This is a genomic window from Kribbella jiaozuonensis (assembly GCF_005233875.1).
GTDB classification, from domain to species: domain Bacteria; phylum Actinomycetota; class Actinomycetes; order Propionibacteriales; family Kribbellaceae; genus Kribbella; species Kribbella jiaozuonensis.
The window spans coordinates 233066-253435 of record NZ_SZPZ01000002.1 but is presented as its reverse complement, the minus strand read 5'-3'; the positions used below and the strand labels follow the sequence as shown (position 1 = coordinate 253435).

At 67.2% G+C, this 20370-nt stretch carries 21 protein-coding genes and 1 other RNA gene; 10 read left to right on the top strand and 12 right to left on the bottom strand.

The genetic code is table 11. From position 1 onward, the window contains the following. The first annotated feature begins 6 nt into the window (after positions 1 to 6). The gene (locus FDA38_RS12820) at positions 7 to 1650 is read left to right on the top strand and encodes an alpha/beta fold hydrolase (protein ID WP_137254258.1); all 1644 of its coding nucleotides are present in this window, start codon (positions 7 to 9) and stop codon (positions 1648 to 1650) included. Here FDA38_RS12820 and FDA38_RS12815 read toward each other — a convergent pair. Continuing rightward, positions 1595 to 2494, bottom strand: coding sequence for an aldo/keto reductase (locus FDA38_RS12815; RefSeq protein ID WP_137254257.1), 900 nt, complete (start codon positions 2492 to 2494; stop codon positions 1595 to 1597). The two genes, FDA38_RS12820 and FDA38_RS12815, sit on opposite strands and share 56 nt — an antisense overlap. An 89-nt stretch (positions 2495 to 2583) precedes the next feature. Here FDA38_RS12815 and FDA38_RS12810 point away from each other — a divergent pair, with 89 nt between their 5' ends. Continuing rightward, positions 2584 to 3081 carry an NUDIX hydrolase gene (locus FDA38_RS12810; RefSeq protein ID WP_137254256.1) on the top strand — a complete coding sequence of 166 codons (498 nt, stop codon included), beginning with the start codon at positions 2584 to 2586 and terminating at the stop codon, positions 3079 to 3081. Here FDA38_RS12810 and FDA38_RS42200 read toward each other — a convergent pair. Both FDA38_RS42200 and FDA38_RS12805 read right to left on the bottom strand, forming a co-directional pair. Next, entirely contained in the window at positions 3078 to 3254 is a 177-nt protein-coding gene (locus tag FDA38_RS42200; RefSeq protein WP_170989712.1) for a hypothetical protein, read from the bottom strand. The genes FDA38_RS12810 and FDA38_RS42200 overlap by 4 nt on opposite strands. Positions 3255 to 3305: 51 nt before the next feature. Further along, positions 3306 to 4052 carry a helical backbone metal receptor gene (locus FDA38_RS12805; protein WP_325053068.1) on the bottom strand — a complete coding sequence of 249 codons (747 nt, stop codon included), beginning with the start codon at positions 4050 to 4052 and terminating at the stop codon, positions 3306 to 3308. 295 nt (positions 4053 to 4347) lie between these two features. On the opposite strand from FDA38_RS12805, the gene FDA38_RS12800 reads away from it, so the two are divergent. Beyond that, positions 4348 to 4923 (top strand): histone H1-like repetitive region-containing protein, encoded by a 576-nt coding sequence (locus FDA38_RS12800; protein WP_137254255.1) that lies wholly within the window; start codon positions 4348 to 4350, stop codon positions 4921 to 4923. 93 nt (positions 4924 to 5016) lie between these two features. On the opposite strand, the gene FDA38_RS12795 is transcribed toward FDA38_RS12800, so the two are convergent. Beyond that, complete coding sequence (locus FDA38_RS12795; protein ID WP_137254254.1) at positions 5017 to 5205, bottom strand: hypothetical protein; 189 nt, start codon at positions 5203 to 5205, stop codon at positions 5017 to 5019. A gap of 53 nt (positions 5206 to 5258) precedes the next feature. Between FDA38_RS12795 and map the strand changes: the two genes are divergently transcribed. Further along, the gene (gene map, locus FDA38_RS12790; RefSeq protein WP_137254253.1) at positions 5259 to 6107 is read left to right on the top strand and encodes a type I methionyl aminopeptidase; all 849 of its coding nucleotides are present in this window, start codon (positions 5259 to 5261) and stop codon (positions 6105 to 6107) included. 62 nt (positions 6108 to 6169) lie between these two features. Further along, positions 6170 to 6649 carry a hypothetical protein gene (locus FDA38_RS12785; protein ID WP_137254252.1) on the top strand — a complete coding sequence of 160 codons (480 nt, stop codon included), beginning with the start codon at positions 6170 to 6172 and terminating at the stop codon, positions 6647 to 6649. 1 nt (position 6650) lies between these two features. Here FDA38_RS12785 and FDA38_RS12780 read toward each other — a convergent pair whose 3' ends face one another. Beyond that, positions 6651 to 7118 carry a GNAT family N-acetyltransferase gene (locus FDA38_RS12780; protein WP_137254251.1) on the bottom strand — a complete coding sequence of 156 codons (468 nt, stop codon included), beginning with the start codon at positions 7116 to 7118 and terminating at the stop codon, positions 6651 to 6653. Next, complete coding sequence (locus FDA38_RS12775; protein ID WP_137254250.1) at positions 7115 to 8596, bottom strand: S10 family peptidase; 1482 nt, start codon at positions 8594 to 8596, stop codon at positions 7115 to 7117. The genes FDA38_RS12780 and FDA38_RS12775 overlap by 4 nt, the downstream gene beginning before the upstream one ends. A gap of 44 nt (positions 8597 to 8640) precedes the next feature. On the opposite strand from FDA38_RS12775, the gene FDA38_RS12770 reads away from it, so the two are divergent. Beyond that, positions 8641 to 9009: a DUF952 domain-containing protein gene (locus FDA38_RS12770; RefSeq protein WP_137254249.1), complete on the top strand. Its 369-nt coding sequence runs from the start codon at positions 8641 to 8643 to the stop codon at positions 9007 to 9009. A 10-nt stretch (positions 9010 to 9019) separates the two neighbouring features. After that, an RNA gene (gene rnpB / locus FDA38_RS12765) (RNase P RNA component class A) lies at positions 9020 to 9416 on the top strand. Between the two features lie 18 nt (positions 9417 to 9434). Here the strand turns inward: rnpB and FDA38_RS12760 are convergent. Continuing rightward, positions 9435 to 10166 (bottom strand): DUF899 domain-containing protein, encoded by a 732-nt coding sequence (locus FDA38_RS12760; RefSeq protein WP_137254248.1) that lies wholly within the window; start codon positions 10164 to 10166, stop codon positions 9435 to 9437. A 215-nt stretch (positions 10167 to 10381) separates the two neighbouring features. Here FDA38_RS12760 and FDA38_RS12755 point away from each other — a divergent pair, with 215 nt between their 5' ends. Further along, on the top strand, positions 10382 to 13546 hold the full coding sequence (locus tag FDA38_RS12755; RefSeq protein ID WP_202877666.1) for a S8 family serine peptidase: 3165 nt from the start codon (positions 10382 to 10384) through the stop codon (positions 13544 to 13546). Positions 13547 to 13619: 73 nt separating this feature from the next. Then, positions 13620 to 14765, top strand: a complete 1146-nt coding sequence (locus FDA38_RS12750; RefSeq protein ID WP_137254246.1) for an alpha/beta hydrolase family protein — start codon at positions 13620 to 13622, stop codon at positions 14763 to 14765. On the opposite strand, the gene FDA38_RS12745 is transcribed toward FDA38_RS12750, so the two are convergent. Continuing rightward, entirely contained in the window at positions 14762 to 15238 is a 477-nt protein-coding gene (locus tag FDA38_RS12745; protein ID WP_137254245.1) for a GNAT family N-acetyltransferase, read from the bottom strand. The genes FDA38_RS12750 and FDA38_RS12745 overlap by 4 nt on opposite strands. 51 nt (positions 15239 to 15289) lie before the next feature. Between FDA38_RS12745 and FDA38_RS12740 the strand changes: the two genes are divergently transcribed. Beyond that, on the top strand, positions 15290 to 15847 hold the full coding sequence (locus FDA38_RS12740; RefSeq protein ID WP_137254244.1) for a TetR/AcrR family transcriptional regulator: 558 nt from the start codon (positions 15290 to 15292) through the stop codon (positions 15845 to 15847). Here the strand turns inward: FDA38_RS12740 and FDA38_RS12735 are convergent. From FDA38_RS12735 to FDA38_RS12720, 4 genes are read right to left on the bottom strand one after another with little or no spacing between them, the layout of a single operon-like run. Then, positions 15836 to 17269 carry an RNB domain-containing ribonuclease gene (locus FDA38_RS12735; RefSeq protein WP_137254243.1) on the bottom strand — a complete coding sequence of 478 codons (1434 nt, stop codon included), beginning with the start codon at positions 17267 to 17269 and terminating at the stop codon, positions 15836 to 15838. The two genes, FDA38_RS12740 and FDA38_RS12735, sit on opposite strands and share 12 nt — an antisense overlap. 4 nt (positions 17270 to 17273) lie before the next feature. Further along, positions 17274 to 18398, bottom strand: coding sequence for a bifunctional RNase H/acid phosphatase (locus tag FDA38_RS12730; protein WP_137254242.1), 1125 nt, complete (start codon positions 18396 to 18398; stop codon positions 17274 to 17276). Beyond that, positions 18395 to 19186, bottom strand: a complete 792-nt coding sequence (locus tag FDA38_RS12725) for a zinc ribbon domain-containing protein (protein ID WP_137254241.1) — start codon at positions 19184 to 19186, stop codon at positions 18395 to 18397. The genes FDA38_RS12730 and FDA38_RS12725 overlap by 4 nt, the downstream gene beginning before the upstream one ends. Further along, entirely contained in the window at positions 19168 to 20295 is a 1128-nt protein-coding gene (locus FDA38_RS12720; RefSeq protein WP_233714680.1) for a Nif3-like dinuclear metal center hexameric protein, read from the bottom strand. Before FDA38_RS12720 ends, FDA38_RS12725 begins: the two co-directional genes overlap by 19 nt. Positions 20296 to 20370 lie beyond the last annotated feature (75 nt).

Genomic DNA, 20370 nt, shown 5'->3' with positions numbered 1-20370 from the left:
GGCCCGATGAGAATTCGTCGATTGATTGTTGCCGCAGGGGTCTCGTTCGCGCTGGTGGGTGGAGTAATCAGCTCCATTCCAGCGGCGAGCGCAGTACCGTCCCAGACCGACTCGAAGCCGGCGAGCTATACGCCACCGCCGGTGCAATGGAGCACTTGCACGAATCCGACACTCGCCAGCCGGGGCGCACAATGCGGGTACGTCGTGGTGCCGCTGGACTACGCGCGTCCGAACGGAACGAAGATCAAGCTGGCGGTGTCGCGGGTCCTGCACAAGACCCCCGACTCGCAGGCACAAGGCCCGATGCTGGTGAATCCGGGCGGGCCGGGCGGTTCCGGATTGATCTACGCGATCTTCGGTGAGTTCGTACCGAACGGCGCCGGCGATTCGTATGACTGGATCGGTTTCGATCCGCGCGGCGTCGGTTCGAGCCAGCCCGCGTTGAGCTGCATCCCGGACTACGCCGGTTACAACCGGCCGCTGTACGTCCCGGTGACGCCGAAGCTCGAGCAGGTCTGGATCAACCGGTCGAAGGCATACGCGAAGGCCTGCAACAGCGCACAGCACGCGCTGCTCGGGCACCTGACCACACTCGACTCGGTCCGCGACATGGAGAGCATCCGCAAGGCTCTCGGCGCACCGCAGATCAACTACTACGGCTTCTCGTACGGCACGTACCTCGGCCAGGTGTACGGCACGCTGTACCCGAACCGCTTCCGCCGCGTCATCTTCGACGGCGTCGTCAACGCGACCCGCGTCTGGTACAAGGCCAACCTCGACCAGGACTTCGCGTTCAACAAGAGCGTCAAGGTGTTCTTCGCGTACGTCGCCGCGCACGACTCGGTCTGGCATCTCGGCACCACCGAGCGCGTGGTCGAGGCCCGGTACTACGCCGAACTGCGCAAACTCATCGGCCATCCCGCCGACGGCAAGATCGGGCCGGACGAGTGGACGGACATCTTCACGCAGGCCGCGTACTACGTGTACGGCTGGGTGGATGTGGCGAGCGCGTTCGCCGAGTGGGTCCACAACGGCAACGCCGCTCCCCTGGTCGACCTGTACGGCTCCCCGCCGTTCGACGACAACGGGTACGCCGTCTACCTCGGTGTGTCCTGCACCGACGCCAAGTGGCCGACGAACTGGAACGTCTGGCGCCGTGACAACTGGAGCACCTACGCCAAGGCACCGTTCCTGACCTGGGCCAACGCATGGTTCAACGCTCCGTGCGCCTTCTGGCCCGCGAAGGCCGGCAACCCGGTGAAGGTCGACGGCCGTCACGTGAAGGGCGCGCTGCTGATCAACGAGACGCTCGACGCGGCAACGCCGTACTCGGGCGCCTTGCAGACCCGCAAGACGTTCCCGCACGCAGTCCTCATCGAAGGTGTCGGCGGTACGACGCACGCCGGTTCGCTGTCCGGTGTGGCGTGTACCGACGACCGCATCGTGGCCTACCTGCAGACCGGTGCGCTGCCGGCTCGTCGGCCTGGCAACCAGTCCGACGTCAAGTGCCCGCCGGTGCCGGCTCCGCAGCCCGACGCGTCACTCACCTCGGCGGCGAAGGCCGGCTCGGGAGCAAGTGCGCTGCGGCAGGAGCTCAGATCCACGGTAGGGCCGAGCGTTCGGTCCAGTACTCCTCGGGCTGCTGGATGAACTCGGTCAACGGTCCGTCAACTCGATAGGCGAGGTTGCTCGCCAGTTGGGAAGCAGTCGTGGCTCCGCTGAGGACGATGTCCGCCCACGGTTGAGCCATGGCTGCTCCGATCGCCAGCGCGTCGGGAGCGATACCGCGCTGGTGCGCGAACTCGTTGAAGGGCGTCTCACCGCCGTGAGTGGTGAGGCGCCCGTTCGCGACCGCTTCCTTGACGACGACGAACCAGCCGGCGTCGTGTGCCTCGGCCAGAGCCGCGCCCACGGACGGCTCCAGTACGTTCCAGGTCGCTTGTACGGCGGAGAACGGCGTACCCAGGTCGATTGCCCTGCGGAGCGTCTCGGACTGGCGTGGGCCGCTGGTGGACAGGCCGACGCGGACGCCGGAGTCGGCGAGTTCACCGAGGCGGTCGAGCAAGCGCTTGTCGTCGAGTGCGGGACTGTCGGCGGTCAGGCTGTGGACGAGGTAGAAGTCCGGCGGTCCACCAAGCGCTTGAAGGGTCTCCGGCCATTGCCGTTCGAACGTGGCGAGGCCGTGGTCCTTGACCTCGTGCGTGTCCGCGTCGGTCCGCCAGTCACCGACGTACGTGTAGCCCCACTTCGAACCGATCGTGAGTTGCGTACGGCGCTCGGGTGTCAGCCATTCGCCGAGGAACTTCTCGGCAAGACCGTACGAACGCGCGGCGTCGAAGTACCGAACACCGGCCTGCCACGCCTGCTCGAGCAGCTCGTGGGTGCGGACCCGGAGGTCGTCGACCGCCCGCCCCGGCGGGAGATCCTCGTCGTGCCCGAGGTTGATGTACCCCGGACGACCCAGCGCTGCCAGCCCAAGACCGATACTCGCCATGCTTCCGATCGTAGATGTCTGCGGCAACCATGTGAGACGCGCCGCATCAGGCGACGTGCGGCGGCCCGGGTCGCTTACCGTTTTGTGGTGTGAGCGAATCCCAGCTGCCACCACCAGGAACGGTCCGACGCCGTACGACGGCCCGCGTGCTGCCGGTGCGTCCGGACGGCAAGGTGCTGCTGCTGCACGGCTGGGACCCGCTGAAACCGCAGACGCCGTACTGGTTCACGATCGGCGGCGGCGTCGAATCCGGTGAGACGGTCGGCGAAGCGGCCAGCCGTGAACTGCGCGAAGAGGTCGGCATCGTGCTGCCGGCCGACGCGCTCGGTACGCCGGTGGCGACGAACACGATCGAGTTCGAGTGGGGCGGGTGCCGGATCATCCAGCACCAGACCTTCTTCGCGGTCGCGGTGGACCGCGTCGACGTGACGTTCGCGAACCAGGAGGAGCTCGAGCTGCAGACCATCAGCAAACACGGCTGGTGGTACGGCGACGACCTCGAGGCGACCGGTCAGGCCGCGCACGTGACGATCCCCGGTCTGCTGCGCGAGGCGGCCGACGCGATCACGCTGCGGCGGGCGTCCTAGCGGGCCCGCGCCTGCTTCAGCACCTTCTTCGGGACCTTCTTGTCCACCTTGTAGTGGACCTTGTCGATGCGCTCGGCGCAGCCTGCCTTGGACAGGCGCATCAGCACCACCGGGCACTTCTTGCACCTCGGCTTGTCCTTGCAGCACTTCTTCTTCGCGGTCATCGACGGCACCCGGCGAGTGTAGGTGAGGCATACCTAAGCGTCTAGATGACGAGGCAGAGATCACGCCAGCTGGTCGGTCAGCAACGCCCGTGCCTCGACGAGCGACGGCCCGTACCAGGTGAGATGGCGGCCCGAGATACATCGCGCGGGATTGCCGAACGCCTCCGGTCCGTCGGTCGGGGAAAAGGCATAAGGCTCGTCCGGCAGCACCACGATGTCGTACTCCGGTAACGCGTCCGGGTCGATCTTCGGATAACGCTCGCCGGAATGTGCGAGCACGTTGTCGATGCCGATCCGGAAGAGCAGATCGCCCGCGAACGTGTCCCGCCCCAACGCCATCCACGGCCGCCGCCAGATCGGTATCACGGCCCGCCGGCGCATTCCGTCGTACGGCGTACTCCACACGTCGCGCGCGTGCACCAACCATCCGGGTACGTCGCCGACGATCGCGGACAGCATGCGCTCGAGTGAGTCGAGTGATTCGGGCACTGTTGCCGGCGCCGTCACCCAGACCGCGATTCCGTGCTCGCGCAACGCGTCGAGATCGGCCGCACGATTCTCTTCGGCGTTCGCTACGACGACGTCCGGTACGAGTTCGCGGATGCGGTCGATGTCGGGATTCTTGGTACCGCGAACACGTACGACATCGAGGTCCGCGGGATGCGTACACCAGTCGGTCGCACCAACGATCAACGACGGATGCGTGACCGCGATCGACTCCGTCAACGACGGCACGATGCTGACCACACGACGTACATCGCGGGGTAGTTCGACAGTGTTGTGGAGGTCGTCGTACATGCTGTTCATGACCCTGTTGCACCTCGTCTTCGCAGGACGTTGCCGAGGACAACACTCGCCGATCGGGGCAGTTGACGGCAGATTCTGCCGCGTGTCGCCAAGAAATTATTGCGACCGTCCGGCATGCTCACGGCACGGCGGAATCCCTTCTGCACAAGGATTTTCGGCATTTGTGCCGCTCTTTGCCGCCAGTTCGCCTTAACCTGTAGACGTTTCGGGTGCTTTACGTGGCGCACAAGTGTTGTCATCATCATGACGACGAGGAATCCACCGTGGTTTTCCTCAGCCGCACCAAGGAGGCAGAGTGCCAGCCAAGAAGGCAGCCGCAGGGAAGGCGACAGCCAAAAAGGCTTCTCCCGCCAAGAAGACTGTCGCGAAGAAGGCCCCGGCGAAGCGGACGACAACCGCGCGCAAGGTCAGCGCAGCAAAGAAGACAGCGACGAAGAAGGTGAGTGCGGCCAAGAAGACCGCCGCTAAGAAGACGGTGGCGAAGAAGGCGCCGGCCCGCAAGACCACCACCGCCAAGAAGGCCGTTGCGAAGAAGGCCCCGGCGAAGAAGGTCACGGCCCGCAAGACGGTTGCGAAGAAGGCGCCGGCGAAGCGCGCGACTGCTGCCAAGAAGACGACGGCAGCGAAGAAGACGACGGCCAAGCGCACGACCGCCGCCAAGAAGACGACGACGGCGAAGAAGACCGTCGCGCGGAAGACGGTTGCGAAGAAGGCGCCGGCTCGTAAGACCGCGGCCAAGAAGGCACCGGCGAAGACCGCTGCCAAGAAGGCGCCTGCGAAGCGCGTCGCAGCGAAGAAGACCGCGGTCCGGAAGACCGCGGCGAAGAAGGCCCCGGCCCGTAAGACCGCGGCCAAGCGGGTAGCCCGCTGATCCGGTCGTCCGCATTCGCGCGACGTCCGCAACAAACCTGAGGGGCACCACCGGAACCGGTGGTGCCCCTCGGCATGTGGTCGGGACGACCGCTCAGTCGTCCTCCCACTTCGGGTCGTTCTCCCAGGCCTCGTTGCGTTCCTGGACCTTCTCGAGTGCGCGGGCGGCTTCCTCCGGGGAGCTGTACGGGCCCAGCCGGTCGCCCGACTTCGCACCGGAGTACGGCTCGACCTTGCCGGTCTTGGTGTTGTAGTACCACTCGTTGCTGTGATCGTCGCTCATCTGGATGACCACCTCCTGGGAGTCTTGTCGCAGCTGAATAGAATGATCTCACCATGTCGATCCTCACTCCCGGCCACATCTCGCCGCGCCGCGCCGTCCCCGCCTCCATCCCGCGCCCGGAGTACGTCGACAAGCCGGCGCCGACGCCGTTCGACGGTTCGTACGTGACGTCGCCCGAGCTGATCGAGAAGATGCGGGTCGCGAGCAAGCTGGCTGCGCAGGCGTTGCAGGCGGTCGGTGCGGCGGCGAAGCCGGGTGTGACGACGGACGAGCTGGACGCGGTCGGCCACGAGTACCTGATCGAGCGGAACGCGTATCCGTCGACGCTGGGCTACCGGGGTTATCCGAAGTCGCTCTGCACGTCGGTCAACGAGGTGATCTGCCACGGCATCCCGGACGACCGTCCGTTGGAGAACGGCGACATCGTCAACGTCGACATCACCGCGTTCCTCGACGGGGTGCACGGTGACACCAACGCGACGTTCCTGGTCGGCGATGTCGACGAGGAGAGCCGGCTGCTGGTCGAGCGCACGCTCGAGGCGCTGAACCGCGGCATCAAGGCGGTCAAGCCCGGTCGGCAGGTGAGCATCATCGGTCGCGTGATCGAGTCGTATGCCAAGCGGTTCGGGTACGGCGTCGTCCGCGACTTCACCGGCCACGGGATCTCGACGTCGTTCCACTCCGGCCTGATCATCCCCCACTACGACGACGAACGCTTCGACGACGTCATCGAGCCCGGCATGACCTTCACGATCGAGCCGATGCTGACCCTCGGCACGTACGAGTACGACCTCTGGGAAGACGGCTGGACCGCCACCACCAAGGACAAGTCACGCACCGCCCAGTTCGAACACACACTGGTAGTCACCGACACCGGCGCCGAAGTACTAACCCTCCCGTGAACATCACGCAGTACCCGGGCTGAGGCTGTACAGGTGGGCTGCTCGGCGCAGCCTGCACGTCCGTGGACGAATCGCGGCCGATGCCGGAGTCGTATCAGCGGGACAACGCAGCTCTGTTCTCGTTCCTCGCGTTGGTCGCAGTTGGTGTCGCGGCATGGGTCGCGGCCAGCCGCCTACGCAGCAGCCTCTCGATGCGCTCAACCGATGGTCGGCACCGCTGGTCACGAGCAGCCGCCGTCTCGGCGATTGTGCTCGCGCTACTCACGCCGCTGGTCCTGTGGGCCGGCGCCGACGCGATGTTCGCGCTGGCCTACACGGATCCGTCGTTCGACGCATGGGGCCTCGTACTCGAGGTCGTTCCCGCAGTACTGGTCAGCGCCGCGGCGGTGCGCTGTGCACGCACCGGACTCCGCGACGCACACGGCCAACCCCACGGCCGCGCACTGGCACTCTCGGCGACCGTGCTTGCATACCTCGTCGCCACCCTGATGACAGCGACCGCACTCGTCGCCTGCGCGGCGATGCTAGGCCAAGGCGGCTAACTCAGTTGCCATCAGCAACACTTCGGAAGCCGGCGCTGCGGTAGAGGGTGAGTGCCGGCAGGTTGTTGTCCTCCACGCGTAGGGCGACCGTCGCATCTGCGCAGTGGTTGAGGAGGAGTCTGGCGATGCCGAGGCGGCGGTGGGAGGGGGCGGTGAAGAGTTCGATGATGAACGGGCAGTCGGGGGTGTCGGGCCAGGGGGCGCGTTCGACCGTGAGAAGGGCGCCTACCAACTGATCGCCGGCCCAGGCCAGGCGGCTGAGGGTTGGAGAGAGTACGCCGTAGCCGCCTTCGAACGTGAGGTTGATGTCTTCCAGGGCGGCCTGTTCGGATTCGGCGGCGATGCCGGGGTCGTAGGAGGCGAAGTACAGGTGGCCGAGTTCGACCGTGTCCGCCACCGACGGCGGGCGCAGTACGACGCCAGGTACGGCGGTCGGCTGCGGCGCGCCGGGGTGGCGGATCAGAATCATCGGTTGGAGGCGTCGCCGATGAAGGTGCCTAGGTCGGCGGATTGTTGGATGCGGGAGTCTTCGTGGATGTACATCATGTGGCCGGCTGGGTAGTACTTGGTTTCGATGTTGGGGGTCAGGTCGGCGGGGATCTGTAGGCGGGCGAGAGTGTGTTCGGTGGCGAAGTACGGGGTGGCGCCGTCGTAGTGGCCGGAGGCTACGTAGACCTTGAGGTGGGGGTTGACTCGCATGGCCTCGGCGAGTTTGTCGGCGACCATGATCTGCTGTCCTTCGAATTCTTTGAAGGACCAGTTCTTGGCGGCGTCCATGTTGAGGACCTCGTACGGGAGATCGTTCTCGTAGCCGAGTTCGACGCGGACGTAGTGGTTCAGGGCGGCGGCGTACGGGCCGGTGATCGCGTTCATGGACGGGTCGCGCTCGGGCGTCTCGGAGCCGTAGTCCGCGTTCCAGCCGGTGAAGCGGCCGTCGATGCGGCCGACCGTTTGCCTGCGGGAGCGTAGGAGTTCGCCGAAGAAGCGCATGTGCTCGATGCGCAGGTTGACGCGATCGATGTAGTCCTCGCTGAGGCCGGTCAGCGCCGCCAGTCTGGTGACGACCTCGGCGCGGTAGTCCGCCGGGATCCGGTTGCCCTGGGCAAGCGCATTCGGGTACCGCCCGGCCGCGAACCGTTCCGCGTCGGCGAGCAGTTCCTCGAGCGTCTGGTCCGGTACGAGACCGTGGTAGTGCGCGATCGCGGCGTACGTCGGGAGGAACAGCGTGTACGGCAGATCGTTCCCCGGCGTGAAGTCGAGCGTCCCGAACTCCAGCACGACCGAGATCAACATGACCCCGTTCAGATACATCCCGTACCGCTGCTGCAGATGCGCGGCCAGCCCGGCCGCGCGCGTCGTACCGTACGACTCCCCCGCCAGGAACTTCGGCGACATCCACCGCCCGTTCCGCGACGTCCACAGCCGGATCACCTCGCCGACCGACTCCAGATCGCGGGTGAACCCGTGGTAGTCCCCCGGCTTCTCCCCCTCGACCGCCCGCGAGAACCCCGTCGACACCGGGTCGATGAACACGACATCGCTGTACTTGAGCAGCGTCTCCTCGTTGTCGACGATCGAGTACGGCGGGGGCGCGAGCTCACCCACGTCACCCGACACCACGCGCCGCGGCCCGAGCAGCCCGAGGTGCAGCCAGATACTCGACGAACCCGGCCCGCCGTTGAACGCGAACGTCACCGGACGATCCGCGGCGTCGGCGTCGTCCAGCGTGTACGCCGTGAGGAACACCTCGGCCTTCGGCTTCAGCCCCTCGAACTTGCCGTCGGTGTACACCTCCTCGCGGAGCACGATCCGCCCGGTCGTCGCGGTGTACCGCAACTCCTGCCCGTCGACCGTCACCGTGTGCTGCGACGTCACCAGGTCGTCGACCGGCTTCGCAGGCTTGGTCTCGGTATCGGACTTGGTTTCCGTCTGCTCCTCGTCAGCCATGTCGAGCACCCTAATCCACAGTCGCAGCCGCTAGCGTTGGGTTTATGGCGACGATTCTGCACATCGCGTTCGTGGACCAGTGGGAGGCTGCGCGCGAGGCCGGGAGCTACCGGTGGTCGACCCGCGGCAAGAGCCTCGACGACGGCGCCACGTTCATCCACGCATCCCGGCCCGAACAGGTCGCGATGGTGGCCAACTTCGCGTACGACGACGTGGACCAGCCGCTCTGCCTGCTCGTCATCGACACCGGCCGGCTGGTGTCCGCGCTGTGCGACGAGGACCTGGACGGGGCCGGGATGAGTTTCCCGCACATCTACGGCCCGTTGAACCTGGATGCGGTGGTCGACGTACGCCCGTACCGGCGTGGTGCCGACGGCCTGTGGCCGGAGGTGTCCGCGGAGGCCGTATCCTGAGAGCAAGGAACGGGTCGGTCGGGCGATCGCGTCGCCTGTCACAGGGCGCCGAGGAAAGTCCGGACTCCACAGGGCAGCGTGGTGGGTAACGCCCACCCGGGGTAACCCGCGGGACAGTGCCACAGAGAACAGACCGCCAGCGGCTCCGATGAACCCCGTGGTTCATGGGAGTGCGGGTGAGGGTGAAACGGTGGTGTAAGAGACCACCAGCTCCACAGGTGACTGTGGAGGCTCGGTAAACCCCACGTGGAGCAAGGCCAAGAAGGGCGGTGGGCAACCACCGTCCGCGCGAGCGTCCGAGGGCTGCCCGCCCGAGCTCGCGGGTAGGCCGCTGGAGGTGCCCGGCAACGGTCACCGTAGATGGATGATCGCCACCACAGAATCCGGCTTACAGACCGACCCGTTCCACTCCTCACCCGACCGGCTCAGTGGCAGTGGTCGTCCTCGGACACGACGCTCCGGCCGGCCGGCTTCTCCCACGGCTCCTGGCGGCCCAGCGCGGTCAGGTCGAGCGCCGTGGGCGTGAAGGTCATGGAGTCGGGGCCGCGGCCGTACGTCGAGTACGTGTGGTGGATCGCGTCGCCCACGCGCAGGAAGCAGCTCATCCCGTGCAGGTCGAACGGCTGGTCCTGCTGGATGAAGTCGTTGCCGGGGCGGAGGTCCCAGTCCGCCTTGGTCCGGTAGTTGTAGACGAACGGTACGACGGACTCGTCCAGCGTCACGTTGTAGTCGTAGTTGAAGTCGCTCCCGTACGACGAGTACCACGGGAACCCCCACCCGCGCTCGGCCTTGTACGCCGCCAGCTTCTCGTAAGGCGCACGCGACACCAGCGCGAACGTCGTGTTCGCGCCGTGCAGATACTCCAGAGAGCCGATCTCGTCCACGAAGCCGGTGCAGTTCGGGCAGCCGGCGTCCCAGTCCGGCGGATACATGAAGTGGTACACGACCAGCTGGTTCCGGCCCTCGAACAGGTCGAGCAGCTCCGCGGGCCCGGATTCGCCGGTGAACGCGTACGGCTTGTCGACCAGCACCATGGGCAGCTCCCGCCGCCGGGTGTTCAAGGCGTCACGCTGCTTGGTGAACGCCTTCTCCTCCGCCAGCAGCGCTTCCCGCGCCGCCAGCCACTCGTCCCGGGACACGACCTCAGGCAGGTTCATACATCCTCCTCCAGAAAGATTCTCCGGCTACGTCGGAGCCGGATCCGCTGGTTCGACATCCCAAGGCAAGGGTTTTTCTGCAGGTCGAGGTCTGGCCCTGAACGGGATTTGGTGCGACTGTGCCTCCTGGGGGTCACGAACTGTAACGAGTCAGGGGTACGGGGTCACGGGAGGGGATTCGCACAATGCTGTCTCGAACCAGGAAGTTTGGGGTCGTGGCGCTCGCCGCGCTCCTTGTGGGGGCAATGGCCGGGGTATCGCCGGCGGCCGCCGATCCGCCGAGGGCGAAGAAGGATCTCGGCTACAGCGACAAGGCACTGTTGCAGAAGGCACGGTCCAAGGGCCAGAAGTCGGTCACGCTGCTGGTCGCCGCCGAGAAGGGGCAGAGCAACGACGTCGCGCAGCGGGTCGCCAAGCTCGGCGGCACCGTCGAGAAGCGCACCGACTCGATCGGCTACCTGCGCGTCAAGATCAACATCGACAAGGCCGAGGACGTCGCGAACGTCCTGGGCGTCAAGGCCGCCGACGTCGACGAGGTGATTCCGCTCGAGAATCCACGCCCCGAGGGCACCGTCGACCCGACGCCGCAGCAGCCGCCGAAGGCAACGACTCCGCGGGTCAACCCGTACATGCCGACGGGTGACATCGGCTCGGCCCAGTTCGTCAACGCCCACCCGACCTGGGACGGGCGCGGTACGACGGTCGGCATCCTCGACACCGGCGTCGACCTGAGCCACCCGGCGCTGAACACGACGTCGACCGGTGAGCGGAAGATCGTCGACTGGGTCACCTACACCGACCCGACGTTCACCAACGGCGTCAACAACGACAACGACCCGACCTGGATCCAGATGACCGGGGCGCTGCCGGCCGACTACACCGCTCCCCCGGGCGCCGGCACGGTCAAGTTCGGTGTCTTCAACGAGCGCGACCCGCGGCTGGGCGGCGAGCTCGGCAACGACGTCAACCGCGACGGCAACCCGGCGGGCTCGGTGGGCACGTTCGGTGTCGCGTGGGACCAGGTGACGAACACGGTCTGGGTGGACGCCAACCAGAACAAGAACTTCGCCGACGAAAAGCCGATGACCGACTACAAGGTCAACAAGGACATCGGGACGTTCGGTACGGACAACCCGGCGACGGCGATCAACGAGTCGATGCCGTTCGTGGTCCAGACCGATTCGGCCGACAACGCGGTCAACATCGGCATCGTCTCCGGCGCGCACGGTTCGCACGTCGCGGGCATCGTGGCCGGTAACAAGCTGCTCGGCGGAAAGATGAGCGGTGCCGCACCGGGCGCCAAGCTGGTCTCGGTCCGGGTGTGTCTGTTCATCGCCGGCTGCACCAACCACGCGCTGCTCGAGGGCATGATCTACGCGGTCACCCAGGCACACGTGAACGTGATCAACATGTCGATCGGCGGCCTCCCGGCGCTGAACGACGGCAACAACGCCCGCGCCGACCTGTACAACTCGCTGATCGAGACGTACGGCGTCCAGATGTTCTTCTCCGCCGGTAATAGCGGACCGGGTATGAACACGATCGGCGACCCTGCCGTGGCGTCGAAGGTCGTGAGTGTCGGTTCGTACATCACCAGCGCGAGCTGGCTGGCCAACTACGGCTCGAAGACCGGCCCGGCCGAGAACCTGCACCCGTTCTCGTCCCGCGGTCCGGCCGAGGACGGCGCTCTCAAGCCCGAGATCGTCGCGCCTGGTTCGGCAATCTCGGCCGTCCCGACCTGGCAACCGGGACAACCGGTCGTCGGCACCTACACGCTGCCACCGGGCTACGGCATGTTCCAGGGCACGTCGATGGCCTCGCCACAGATGGCCGGGGCAGCCGCCGTGCTGCTCAGCGCCGCACAGGCCAACGGCATCTCGGTCACGCCCGCACAGCTACGCAAGTCGTTGTTCTCGTCGGCACGGTTCCTGACCGACTACAGCGCCTATGAGCAGGGCAACGGCCTCGCGAACGTCAACTCCGCCTGGAACCTGCTGAAGAAGAGCCCGCGGACGGACACGATCACCGCCGCGGTCCCGGTCAGCACAGCGCTGTCGGCCTTCCTCAAGACGCCGGGTATCGGCACCGGCATCAACGACCGCGAGGGCGTCGTACTCGGCACCCAGTACACCCGCACGTACACGTTGCGTCGTACGTCGGGACCGGCCGGCACGGTGAAGTACAACCTGTCGTGGCTCAGCGGGGACGGCACCTTCGTCACCGCCGGCAACGTCAAGCTGCCGCTCAACACGGACGTGTCGCTACCGGTCCTGGTCAAGGCCAAGTCCGTCGGCGCACACTCGGCGCTGCTGCAGTTCGACGACACCAGTTCACCAGGGATCGAGTTCCAGACCCTGAACACGATCGTGGTGCCGTACGGCCTGACGACCGCAACTCCGTCGAAGACGGTCAGCGGCAAGATCGGCCGCAACCAGACGACCAGCTACTTCTTCCAGGTCCCGGCGGGCGTGGCTGCGTTCAAGGTCGATCTGTCGGGTCCGGACGCGACACCCGGCACCGGCCAGGCGCGATTCCTCCGGTTCAGCCCGTACGGCGTACCGAGCGAATCCGCTGAGACCAACAGCCTGTACTGCTACAGCCCACCGGTCCCCGGCGGGACGTGTGGCGGCGATCCGCTCAGCCGTACGGTCAGCAACCCGCAGCCGGGCGTCTGGGAGATCACGGTCGAGGCCCGTCGTACGTCGGACCTGCTGAACACGCCGTACACACTGTCGGCATCGTTGCTCGGTGTCTCGGTCTCGCCGAACCCGGACGTCATCGCGAGTGGCACGCTCGGCCAGCCGATCAGCCGCTCCTACACGCTGACGAACCAGCAGGGTCCGTTCACCGGTAGGGCTGTGGGTACTGCGCTCGGTAGTGCGAAGCTGGCGACACCGACGATCGCCGACGGCGCACAGCAGCAGTTCCAGGTCAATGTCACGCCGGGTACGACGTCGCTCCGCGCGGCGATCGGCGGCGCGAGTGACATCAACGCCGACCTCGACCTGTTCGCGTACAACTGCTCGACGGGCTCCTGTGTGCTGACAGCACAGAGCGCGGGCAGTACCGCGGTGGAGGCGCTCACCGTCAACAATCCCGCGGTGGGCGTCTGGGTCATCCTCGTCGACGGGTTCGCAGTGCCGTCTGGGACGACGACGTACAACTATCGCGATGTACTGATCAATGCGGCGTACGGTTCGATCGCCGTCGCCGATGCCAACGCACCAAGGGCCGCGGGAGCACAGTGGACCGTTCCGGCCACAGTGACCCCGACCGCGGCTCCCGCTGCAGGGCGGGTCCTCTACGGCAACGTGGAGGCCCGGACGGATGCGAACGTCCTCATCGGTTCGGGAGACGTGATCATCCAGTCGGTCAGCTGAACGATCCGGCTCCGGCCCACGCGTGCGTGGGTCGGAGCCCGGTTCGACCCGTAGGCGATGAGAAACTGGGCGTATGCGCAGACGGGTGCGGACCGGGATCGTGATCCTGCTGCTGATCGTCCTGCTCGGTGGGGCCGGGTACATCGGGTGGGTGCTGATCCAGCGGTCTGAACCGGTATCGCTACCCGAAACGACCGGGAGCTATCAGGTCGGCCGCCGGACGTTCGAGTGGACCGACACACCGCGCCGCGACCCATACGCGGACGGCCCCCGCAAGCTCGCCGTCTGGCTCTGGTACCCGGTCGCCAAAGACACCACCGGCCGCCGTGTCCAGTACGCCCCGGGCGAGTGGAGCGGCCTCCATCTCAAGTCGCCGATCGCGGTCTTCCAGGGACCGTTCGACACCCTCCAGGACCGTGCCCTCGATCGCGTCGCCGTCGCACCCGGCCGCTTCCCGGTCGTCGTCCTGATGCCGGGCATGGGTCTGTCCGCCCCGATGTACGCCGCTCTCGCAGAGGATCTCGCGAGTCACGGGTACCTCGTCGCGGGCGTCACGCCGACGTACAGCGCGAATCTCACTGTCCTCGGCGGTAAGACCGTCGAGAGCAAACCCGAAGCGAACCCGCCGAACCTCGGTGACAGCACCGAGAGTTCACAACAGGTCGGCGACCACCTCGTCACGGTCTGGTCGGCCGACGCGCGCTTCGCCGCCGGCATGGTCGCCAAACAGCTCCCGGGCTCCGTCGACTCCGCGGTCGGACCGTCGTACGTCGGCCACTCGTTCGGCGGCGCGGCATCGCTCGAAGCCTGTCGGCAGGACCAACGCTGCGCAGCCGCGGTCGACCTGGACGGCAGCCAGTTCGGCGAGGTGGTGACGAAGGGCGTCAAGGCACCGATCATGCTGCTCGGCGCGGACGACTCGTGCATCACCAGCGTGTGCGGCCCGGACGCCAAGAACGACACCGACCGCAACCGCGCCCTGTCGTTGCTCAAAGCAAGCAATGGCGCGGCGTGGTGCGCGACGATCCCCGGCAGCCGGCACTTCAACTTCACCGACTACGGCGTCTACTACCTGGCCTACCCGCTCAGGAAGTTCCTACCGCTGGGCACCGTCGGCCCGCGCCACGCCCTCACGGTCACGAACGGCTACCTCAACGCCTTCCTGTCGCACGCGATCTACAAGACCCCGTCGCCAGGCGCTCCGGCCTGCCGGACCTAGAGGTCCAACTCGTAGGTCTGACCAACCAACGCGTCGCCCCACATCTCGTGCGGCTCGGTGGCCGTGAGCCGGAATCCGCGCGACAGGTAGATGTGGCGCGCGGCAACCAACGGATCGTTGGTCCACAACACCATTCGCTTGTAACCGGCAGCGCGGGCGAACTCCAGGCACGTGTCGACCAGCTGAACACCGAGCTTCAACCCCCGAGCCGCCGGCGTCACCAGCAACAGCCGCAACTGCGCCGTCGTCTCGTCCGGCCCGCGCACGCAGAAGATGCTGCCCGCCCGCTCCCCGTCCACCTCGGCGATCCACGCCGCCTCGCGCTCGTCGTCGTGGTCGGACGCGTACGCCGCCACGATCTGCGCGATCAGCACCTCGTACTGCGCACTCCAGCCGTACTCCGCCGCGTAAATCTCCGCGTGCGCCTGCACCACCCAGCCGAGATCGCCCGGCTGTCCCAGCTTTCTGATCATTCGTCCACCCGATCTACTGACACGACTGTTTCAGTAAGAGATACTAACCGGGTGCCGTCGACTAAGGAAGCCCCGTCTGCTCGCCAGCAGGAACTGCTCGAGCGCGCGTACGCCTACTCGCTCACCCACGGGTTGGCCGACCTGTCGCTGCGCCCGCTGGCGACCGCGATCGGGTCCAGCCCGCGCGTACTGCTGTTCCTGTTCGACAGCAAGGACGGCCTGATCCGGGCGTTGCTCGCCCGTGCGCGCGCCGATGAGCTGGAGCTTCTACGGCGCATTCAGGACCAGCACGACGTACCACCCGGGCTGGAGGTGGTCGCACGAGAGTTGTGGACCTGGATGTCGGCGCCGGAGCGGCGGCCGTTGATGACGTTCTGGGTCGAGGCGTACGGGCGGTCCCTGGTCGCGCCCGAGGGGCCGTGGGCGGATTTCGCGCGTTCGACGGTCGACGACTGGCTCGAGTTGCTCAAGGCAACACAACCGGACCCGGATGCGGTGGCGCGACGTACCGGCGTACTGGCGATGCTGCGCGGTGCGCTGATTGACCTGCTTGCGACGGGCGACCTGGAGCGAACGACGGCCGCGCTGGAGGACTACCTAGCCGACTAGCTCGAACGAAACGGTCCGCTTGGCGATGTCGGCCTCGACGAGTTTCACGCGGACCTCCTTGCCGAGCGGCAATGCAGTACCGGTGACGCGGCCCTCGATCGCGACCGCGGACAGCGCGACGATGCCGCGGTTCTTGTCCCGCTCGTCGACGTCCGTGATCACGCCGTCGAACTCGGACCCGACCTGGTCCGCGACCAGGCCCGCCTCGACCATGCTGACGATCGACCGCTCGTACGCATGCGCCCGCCGGTCCGCGTCGTCCATCATCTTCGGGATCTCGTCCATCGACTCGCGCACCCAGGCCGGCACCTCGGTACCTGCCGAGAGCGCGACGCAGATCTCCCCGGTCCAACGATCCACGAGCCGACGCAGCGGCGCAGTGACATGCGCGTACTCCGCTTTCATCGCGGCATGCTGCGGCGACGCCGGCACGCTTCCCGCGAACGCCACATACCCGGCGCCGCGGAACAGCACCGTGCACGCCGCGAGCATCGCCGCATGCGCCGGCACCTTCGGGTCGAGCCCGTGGATGAACGCGGCGTACGTCGTGTCGTCGGGCCAGACGATCCCGAGCGCCTTGGCGGTGTTGCCGAGCTTGCGGCGAAGGTCGTCGTGCGATTCGGGCAGCGTGCGCAGGATCCCGATCTTGCCCTTCATCATCAGCCCTGCGGCGGCCATCCCGGTCAGCAGCGAGATCTGCGCGTTCCAGCCCTCGACCGGCAGCGGGGCGCGGAACTCCAGACCCCAGCCGTGGTTGGAGGTGACGACCTCCTGGTCGGGGATCGGCAGGTTGACGCCGCCGCGTTCCAGTTCGCGTTCCTCGCGGAGCTTCCCGACCTCGCGGAGCAGTTGCAGCGACTCGGACGCCGTACCCGCGTCGAGGTCCTTCTGTACGCCGGCGTAGTTGAGCTTGAGCCGCGACTTCACCAGCGCGCGCTCGCAGACGACACCGGTGCCTTCGCCGCGAGCGTCGACGGTGATCGTGTAGAGCAGGGCGGGTCGCACCTGGTCGGGCAGCAAGGAGGCTTCGCCCTCGGAGAGCTCCGGCGGGTGCAGCGGGGTGCGCTTGTCCGGCGCGTACAGCGTCTCGCCACGCTTCCGGGCCTCGACGTCGATCGGGTCGCCGGCCTGGACGAACGCGCCGACGTCGGCGATCGCGTAGTGCACGGTGTAGCCGTCACCGGTCCGCTCGATGTGCAAGGCCTGGTCGAGGTCCATCGAGTCCGGCGGATCGATCGTGACGAACTCGATGTCGGTCCGGTCGAGTTCCGGCAGCCGCACGTTCGCAGCCGCTGCCACCGCCGCGGCAGTCACCTCGGGAGGGAAGTCGGCCGGGACCTCCTGCTCCCGACGGATGTCCTGCAACGACGCCCGGAACACCTCCGGCACGTCCTCGGCGAAGTGAACTCTCTGCAGCGGCATGCCGTCAGACTAGAGCAGGCTGGATATTGAACGAGCGGAGTGACGCGAGGCCGTCGGCGTACCAGTGGATCTCGGTCAGGGTTGCGGGGCGCAGTTCCATCCGGAAGATCGACGCCATGGGGGCCTGCAGCACCGATCGGACCATCAGCTTGATCGGTGTCACGTGCGTGACCACGACGACTGTCTTGCCGGGGTAGCGAGCCAGCAGCCCGTCCCGCGCCGACCGTGCCCGTCGCGCACAGGTGTCGAACGACTCGCCGCCGGGCGGCGCGACAGTCGTCGAGTCCATCCAGGCGTTCAGCGCCTCCGGCCACTTCTGCTGTACTTCGGCGAACGTGTGCCCGTCCCAGTCGCCGAACGAGCACTCGATCCAGCCGTTGTCGACGACCGGCTCGAGCCCGAGCTTCGACGCGACCGCATCGGCCGTCTGCCGGGCCCGCACCATCGGCGACGTCACCACCGCGTCGACCCCGCCGATACGCGAGAGGTACTCCGCTGCGGCTACCGCTTGCGCGCGACCGGTGTCGCTCAACGCCGGATCGTCGCCGCCGGCACCGGAGAAGCGCTTCTCCACGGTGTGCGGCGTCTCGCCGTGCCGGAGGAAGATCAGCTGCGTCGGCGGCTCGGCCTGCGGACCCCAGCCCTGCAACGCCTTCTGCAGATCGGACGGCTCCTGCACCACTCCCGGGCCCGGTCCCGCGGCCTCCGGCTTCAGCGGGATCGGCACACCGTCGAGCGCGTTGTTCGCGAGCGCGTCCGCGGCCGAGTTCTGCGCACGCGGCACCCAGGTCCACTCGGTGCCGAACGGCGCGAGGCCCTGCGCCTTGATCGCCAGTGGCTTCAGGTCCGGGTGCTTGATCTTCCAGCGGCCGGCCATCTGCTCGATGACCAGCTTCGAGTCCATCCGCACCTCGATCGAGGCATCCGGCGCGTACTCCGCGGCGAGCTCCAGCCCCGCGATGAGTCCGGAGTACTCCGCGACGTTGTTGGTCGCGATGCCGAGCGTCCTGCCCTGCTGCGCGATCACCTCGCCGGTCGCCGGATCACGCACGAGAGCGCCGTACGCCGCCGGTCCCGGATTGCCCCGCGATCCACCGTCAGCTTCGACGATGACGTGCGAATAGGTCATACCGAGCTCTCCGAGGTACGGACGAGGATCCGGCCGCACTCCTCACACCGCAGTATGGCGTCCGGCGGGGCTGCCTTGATCGCGTTGAGGTCGGACGGGGCGAGCTCCATCCGGCAACCCATGCAGCGTTTGCCGACGAGCGGCGCGGCGCCGATGCCGCCGTTGTGCTCACGCAGCCGCTGGTACTGCGCGACCAGGGGCTCCGGCAGCTCGGCGACGACGGCGGTCCGCTTGTCGGTCACCTGCGCGCGCTGCTCGTCGAGCTCCTTGAGCGCGCCGTCGCGGGTCGTCTCCAGCTCTGACTGCCGGCCGGCGAACGCCTCGGCCCGGGTCCGCAGGTCGGCCTGGACGACCTCGGCGGCCTCGAGCTTCTCCATCACCTCGAGCTCGGAGTCCTCCAGGTCGGAGATCCGGCGGTCGAGCGAACCGATCTCGTGCTGCAGGTTCTCCAGGTCGCGCGGCGAGGTGACCTGTCCGGAGTCGAGCCGCTGCTGGTTGCGCGCACGGCGCTGGCGGACCTGCTCGACATCGCTGTCGGCCTTCTTCTGCTCGCGCTGCAGGTCGCTGACCTCGGTGTCGGCGGTGACGAGTTCGCGGTCGACCACGGACTTCTCGGCGGACAGGTCCTTGAGGGCCTGGTGCTCGGGCAACGACGCGCGCTTGTGCGCGACCTGATCCAGCTGCAGGTCGAGATCCTGCAGGTCCAGCAACCGGCGTTGGACGGCGGGCTCGGCGTTCAGAGTCGTCTCCTTAGGTCGTGGCGGCGCACTCAGATCCGCAAGGTCCATGCGTCCGTGCAAAGTGTTGAGATGTGAGTGTCCACGGTACTGCCTTGGGCCGCGAGCCCATCGCGCAGGAGCCGCTCCGCATCCGCCAGCCACGGCCACTCACTGGCCCAGTGCGCGACGTCGACCAGCGCGGGGTCGCCGTACGCACGGGCCTCGGTGGCGGGATGGTGTCGCAGGTCCGCGGTGAGGTACGCATCCACGCCCGCCGCCCGGACGCGATCGAACTCGGAATCGCCCGCTCCCCCGACCACCGCGACGGTCTCGATCATCCGATCCAGCTCGCCGGATACACGGACGCCGTGCTCGGTCCGCGGCAGACTCTCGGCCACCAGCCGCGCGAAGTCGGCCAGCGGCAACGGCTCCGCGAGTACGCCGATCCGCCCGCCGCCGCGCTCACTCGGCTGCGACGCCAGCTCATAGACGTCGTACGCCGGTTCCTCGTACGAATGCGCCGCGATCAGGGCCTCGACCACCGCTCGGCGCCTGTGCCGCGGCAGGATCATCTCGACCCGGTTCTCCGGGACGACCTCGATATCGCCGACGCTGCCGATCGTCGGGTTCGCGCCCTCGAGCGGCCGGAACGTTCCCTCGCCGATACCGCTCCACGCGGCTCGCTCGTAGTCGCCGATCTGCCCGGCGCCGGCCTTCGCCAGCGCGTCCAGCATCGCCTGGGTCTCCTCGAGCGGGACGAACACGACCACCTTGTCCATCGGCTCGGCCGGCATCGCCTTCAACGGCCGCGTGTCCCGCAGCCCGATCGCGGCGGCAAGCGCGTCGCTCACACCCGGGTTCGCATTGTCGGCATTGGTGTGACAGACATGCAGCGCGACACCGCCGCGGATCAGGTCGTTGATGACCCGGCCCTTCGGCGTGGTCGTCGCGACACTGTTCACACCGCGCAGCAACAACGGATGATGCGTGACGAGCAGATCGAACCCGCCCTCGATCGCCTCGTCGACGACGGCCCGCATCGGATCCACGGCGAACAACACCCGCCGTACCTCTTGCTCCGGATCGCCGGTCACCAGCCCGACCGCATCCCAGGACTCCGCCCAGGCCGGGTTGTAGAGCCGATCCATCACCGCGATCACATCAGCAAGCGTCGTCACGGTACTTATCCTGACACTTGCTGGATCGAGAGCTGGATTGTGACGGGGGCAGCCGCCCGGTGCCCCCGCCACAAC